Source organism: Arthrobacter crystallopoietes BAB-32 (genome assembly GCF_000328305.2).
Lineage (GTDB): Bacteria > Actinomycetota > Actinomycetes > Actinomycetales > Micrococcaceae > Crystallibacter > Crystallibacter crystallopoietes_A.
Genome location: NZ_ANPE02000322.1, coordinates 1 through 3,847 on the forward strand (window position 1 = coordinate 1; position 3,847 = coordinate 3,847).

Here is a 3,847-nt window from a genome sequence, read left to right on the forward strand (position 1 = left end):
AGCSCGAGGGCAGTCGGCTGACCCACTCCCGCACCAACCTGCTGAAGGACGCGGACTGGGAGCAGCTCGGGGCGTTCTCCAAGTTTGCTGCCGACCGCGGGCTGAGCGAAATCGAGGTGGCTTTCTCCTGGCTCGCCAGCCGGCCGTCCGTTGGCTCGGTCATCGCCGGCGCCACGAAACCGGAGCAGATCCGCCAGAACGCGGCCGCGGCGGGCTGGAAGCCGGAAGCGGCGGACATGGCGGAGCTGGAGGAGATCTTCCCCGCTGTGCCCAAAGTCGCGCTTTTCTAGTCCGGCCGCCGCATGCGCATCCTGTTCGACAATGACACCGGGATCGACGACGCCCTCGCCCTGGTCTACCTGCTGAGCAAACCCGAGGTGGACCTCGCGGCGATCACCTGTTCCGCCGGAAACGTCTCGGCGGACCAGGTGGCCCGCAACAACCTCGCCCTGCTGCAGCTCTGCGGCCGGCCGGAGGTCGAGGTCGCAGCCGGGGCCAGCGATCCGCTGTCCATCCCGCTGGTCACGACACCCGAGACCCACGGCGAGCAGGGCCTTGGCTACGCCACGCTTCCCGCAGCCTCCGCGCCCGTGTCGCAGCGCTCCGCCGTCGACCTTTGGATTGAGGAAGTGCGCCGCGCACCAGGCGAACTGACCGCTTTGCTCACCGCGCCGCTGACCAACTTCGCGCTGGCGCTGCGGCGTGACGCGGAACTGCCGCGGCTGCTCAAGCGCACGGTGATCATGGGCGGCTGCTATTTCTACCAGGGCAACACCACGCCGACCGCCGAGTGGAACACCCACGTCGATCCGCATGCGGCGGCCGAGGTCTTCGCGGCGTTCGAGGGGCTGCCGGAGGAGCAGCTGCCGATTGTCTGCGCGCTGGAAACGACCGAGCGGATCGAGCTGACGTCCGCGCACCTTGCCCGGCTCGCACAGGAAGCCGGCAGCGCAGGGGAGGAGCTGCTGCGTCCGGAGGACCCGCCCGGGACGCCCAGCACCGCCGCCAACCCGCTCATCCGGGTCCTCTCGGACGCCTTGCGCTTCTACTTCGAATTCCACCGCCAGTACGACCAGGGCTACATCGCCCACGTCCACGACTTGTTCGCCGCCGCCGTCGCCGCCGGGACCGTCGACTACCGGGTGCGCCCGGCCACCGTGCACGTGGAGACCGCCCCCGGCCCGCTGGTCGGCACCACCGTGGCGGACTACCGCGGGCTCTGGGGGAGGAAGCCCAATGCCCGCATCGTGGCGTGGAACGATCCTCCGGCCGTCTTCGACGAGGTGATCGGCTCCATCGCTGCCCTGGCCCGCCGGCTGGAATCCGGGACGGGCTGATTCGCTACACTGGATAACCGGGTCGAGGTGACATAGGCCCATTCCCACTCTGTTCTATCTGCGAGGAATACCTATGTCCAGCCCCCTGGTTCTTCCTGCCGCCGGCACGCGTGCGCCGCTGCGCTCCCGCCTGCTGCCGCTGCTCGGCGCGGCCGTCATCGCCGCCACCTACACCATGCTCGTGCTGCTCCAGCCAACCGAAGCCGCGGCCGGGCTCTCCAACTGGCCTGCCGCCGTCGCCTTTGCCGGCTACCTGGCCGGTGCCATCCTGCTGCTCGCCGGCGTGCTGCCGCAGCTGCCTGTCTCCGTCGTGGCCGTCATCCCGGTCGGCATGGTGCTGAACATCGTGCTCGGCCAGTTCGTCGGCAGCACCCTGGTGCCGCTCTACCTCGACTCCATCGGCACGGTGCTGGTGGGACTGCTCGCGGGCCGCTCGGCCGGGGCCGCCACCGGCGTGCTGGGTTCGCTCGTGTGGTCGCTGTTCAACCCCACGGTGCTGCCGTTCGCCGCCGGAGCCGCCGTGATCGGCTTCCTCGCTGGAGCGGTGGGTCCGTGGGTGCTGCGCCGTGCCTGGCTGGCCCCGGTCGCCGGCTTCCTCGCCGGCGTCGTGGCGGCCGTCATTTCGGCCCCGGTCGCCGCGTTCGTCTACGGCGGCACCTCCGGCGCGGCCACGGGCGCCATTGTCGCCATGTTCCGTGCGATGGGCGATTCTCTGCTGGCTTCGGTGACCAAGCAGGCGCTGATTTCGGACCCCGCCGACAAGGCGGTGGCCTTCCTGGTCGCCGCGCTGCTGGTGCTCGCGCTGCCCCGGCGGGTCCGGCTGCAGTTCCCGCTGCCGCGTCGGGCTGCCCGCGACTGACCCCGCCATGACCCGGCTGCATCCCTTCACCGGCCTCGCCTTCGCCACTTCCGCGGCGCTGGTCTGCCTGGCTGCCGACCGCTGGTGGCTCAGCCTCGCCATCATTCTGGCGTGCCTGGCCCTGGCAGCCCGCCGCAGGGTTGGCGGCCGGCTGGCCGTTGCGGGCGGCGCGGTACTGGCTCCGCTGTGGCTGTCCCAGCTGCTGGTGCACGCGGCGTTCGACCGGACCGGCAGCCAGGTGCTGCTCGCCGGTGGTCCGGTGCGCCTCACGGTGGAGGGATTGACGACGGCGGGTGGCCTGGGACTGCGGGCCGGAGCCTTTGCAGCCGTCTTCCTGCTGTTCTCGCTGACCCTGGACCGGCACGCACTGATCCGCGCCCTGGACCAGGCCGGCCTGCCCGCCCAGCTTGGCTACATCATCGCCGCAGTGCTGGCGCTGGTGCCCGCCACCATGGAGCGGGCGCGTTCTATCGCCCAGGCCCAAGCCGTGCGCGGAGCCGGAGGGCGAGGCTTGGCCAACCGCTTGTCCAGCGCCCGGCTGCTGGCAGTGCCGCTGGTGCTCGCCAGCCTGCAGGACGCCACCGAGCGGTCGTCGGCCCTGCAGCTGCGCGGATTCCCGGCTGGCCGGGAGCGCACCCAGTTACGCACGGTTACCGCCCGCCGCTGGGAGCTGCCGGCCGGCGCCGCGGCGCTCTGTCTAGCCGCCCTGTTGGTCGTCCTGCTCACGCTGGGGGTGATCCGATGATGCACCTGCAGGTCGCCGCCTACCACCACGCGGGCCGGTCCGAGGCCGCACTGTCCGGCATCAAGCTCACCGTCGCACCGGGGACCTTGACCGTCGTCGCAGGCGGCTCCGGCTCGGGCAAGAGCACGCTCGCGGGCGTGCTGGCCGGCTACCTGCCCGGCCGCACCGGCGGCCGGCTTGCCGGTTCCCTCCAGCTGGACGGCCGCCTAGTGGAGTACGACGGCGGCAGTGAACCTCCCGTCGTCGACCTCCGTGAGTGGTCCCGCCAGGTTGCGTGCGTTCCACAGGACGCGCGCAACTACCTCTCACTGGTACGCCCGACGGTGGAGGAAGAATTGGCCTTCGGGCTGGAGAACGCCGGGACGCCCCGACAGCTGATGCAGGACAAGGTCCGCCGCTCTGCTGCCATGTTCGGGCTTGAGTCCCTGCTGGAGCGGAATCCCGCCCGGCTTTCCGGCGGCCAGGAACGGCTCGTGGCGCTGGCCGCCGCCAGCATCACCGGAGCCCCCATCCTGGTGCTGGACGAACCGCTTGCCGGACTCGACCAAGCTGCCGCCGGCCTGGTGAAGCAAGCGGTGGGAAGACTGCGGGAGGAAGGGACCGCCGTCGTACTCCTGACGCAGCAGCTGGACGCGCTGTCCGAAACCGCGGAGCGGGCACTGCTGCTGCAGGACGGACGGGCAGTCGCCGAAGGGCTGGACAGCGTGCGCCGGCGGGCACCGGAAGCCGGGGTCATTATGCGAACCACTGCGCCGCCCGCATGGCCGGAGGACCGGGCCGCCATTCCCAGGGCGCAGGGTCGGCCGCATCGGGCGCCGCTGCTGTCTTACGAGGATGTCGGCTACAGCTACCCGTCGATCGGCGGGAGGCCGGCGCAGGGGTGGCTGCCGCCCGGCTTCGGCAGCC

At 71.3% G+C, this 3,847-nt stretch carries 5 protein-coding genes; all 5 read left to right on the forward strand.

The features are described from left to right. A partial coding sequence (locus tag D477_RS20655; protein WP_005275356.1) for an aldo/keto reductase occupies positions 1-290 on the forward strand: 290 nt, incomplete at its 5' end. 12 nt (positions 291-302) lie between these two features. Then, positions 303-1,337, forward strand: coding sequence for a nucleoside hydrolase (locus D477_RS20660; protein ID WP_005275357.1), 1,035 nt, complete (start codon positions 303-305; stop codon positions 1,335-1,337). Between the two features lie 73 nt (positions 1,338-1,410). After that, on the forward strand, positions 1,411-2,196 hold the full coding sequence (locus D477_RS20665) for a hypothetical protein (RefSeq protein ID WP_005275360.1): 786 nt from the start codon (positions 1,411-1,413) through the stop codon (positions 2,194-2,196). Between the two features lie 7 nt (positions 2,197-2,203). Beyond that, positions 2,204-2,941: an energy-coupling factor transporter transmembrane component T family protein gene (locus D477_RS20670; RefSeq protein WP_005275363.1), complete on the forward strand. Its 738-nt coding sequence runs from the start codon at positions 2,204-2,206 to the stop codon at positions 2,939-2,941. Next, on the forward strand, positions 2,938-3,847 hold a 910-nt coding region (locus tag D477_RS20675; RefSeq protein ID WP_005275366.1), incomplete at its 3' end, for an ABC transporter ATP-binding protein. The genes D477_RS20670 and D477_RS20675, both read left to right, overlap by 4 nt.

Bases quoted from the DNA above. Each gene is read 5' to 3' on its own strand.
- D477_RS20660 (WP_005275357.1), top strand. From the start codon at position 303: ATGCGCATCCTGTTCGACAATGACACCGGGATCGACGACGCCCTCGCC.
- D477_RS20665 (WP_005275360.1), top strand. From the start codon at position 1,411: ATGTCCAGCCCCCTGGTTCTTCCTGCCGCCGGCACGCGTGCGCCGCTG.
- D477_RS20670 (WP_005275363.1), top strand. From the start codon at position 2,204: ATGACCCGGCTGCATCCCTTCACCGGCCTCGCCTTCGCCACTTCCGCG.